The organism is Isoptericola sp. NPDC060185, assembly GCF_042728595.1.
GTDB lineage: Bacteria > Actinomycetota > Actinomycetes > Actinomycetales > Cellulomonadaceae > Isoptericola.
Genome location: NZ_JBHWYY010000174.1, coordinates 1 through 1,033, shown reverse-complemented (window position 1 = coordinate 1,033; position 1,033 = coordinate 1). Strand labels below are relative to the sequence as shown.

1 pseudogene is annotated in these 1,033 nt (G+C 69.5%); it reads right to left on the bottom strand.

The features are described from left to right. A pseudogene (locus tag ACFWDO_RS21505) lies at positions 1–1,033 on the bottom strand (hypothetical protein); the annotation flags it as partial.

The window sequence follows — 1,033 nt, the reverse complement described above, 5'->3', positions numbered from 1 at the left end:
GTGTACATCAGGAACTGGGCGCGGCCGGGATCGCCGGTGAACTGCGTGATGATCTTGTTCCCGTTGTCGGTGTACTTGTAGTTGGTGTACTGCTTGCCGCCGTTGCTGTCGGTGGACTTGGTGTTGGTCGGCAGGCCGTCGAGCACCGACTTGGCGTCGGCGGCCGAGTTGAAGGCATAGATCCGGTAGAACGGATCGTCGCTGTCACCGCCGCCGAAGCAGCTCCACAGGTGCACCCAGGCGCCGAAGTCGGGTTCGCCTTCCGCGGGCGACGGCGGATCGCTGTTGTCGGTCTCCCAGCAGGTGGCGCCGTTGTATCCGGTGGAGTCGTCGACCGTGGCGGGCACGATCCGGCCGAACTCCGCGCTGATGGCGTCGGCGCTCGGGGTGATGTAGGTGCCCGCCGACGTGGTGGTCGTGCGGTCGCCGCCGCCCGCGTCATCGCCGCTGGCTGCGATACCGATGCCGATCAGCAGCACGATCACCAGGATCACCGCGACGACGATGCCGATGATCAGCCCGGTGTTGGACTTCGACGGCGGCCGCTGCCCGTGCGGATACTGGGCGAAACCACTCGCCTGTGGCCGCGGCGCCGACTGGTACTGCGGCCGCGACTGCTGGGTGTAGGGCTGCGAAGCGCCGGTGGGCGACTGGTTCATCGGACGCTGGGTGCCCATCGGGCCACCCGTCATCGGGCCCTGGGCGGTGCCCATCGGGCCGCCGGTCATCGGGCCTTGCGCGGTGCCCATCGGGCCGCCGGTCATCGGGCCTTGCGCGGTGCCCATCGGGCCGCCGGTCATCGGGCCCTGCGTGGCAACGGGATACGGCAGACCGGTCTGCGGAATCGCGCCACCTGTCGTGGGCCGCCCGGCGATCGGCAGCGACCCACCGGTGCCCGGTCGTGGACCGACGATCGGCAACGCGGGCGCGCTCGGACTGTTCAACGCCTCGATCGCGGCTTCGGCGAAGTCCGAACAGGAGTCGAACCGGTCATCGGGCCGCTTGGCCATCGCCTTGGCGAGCACGCCGTCGA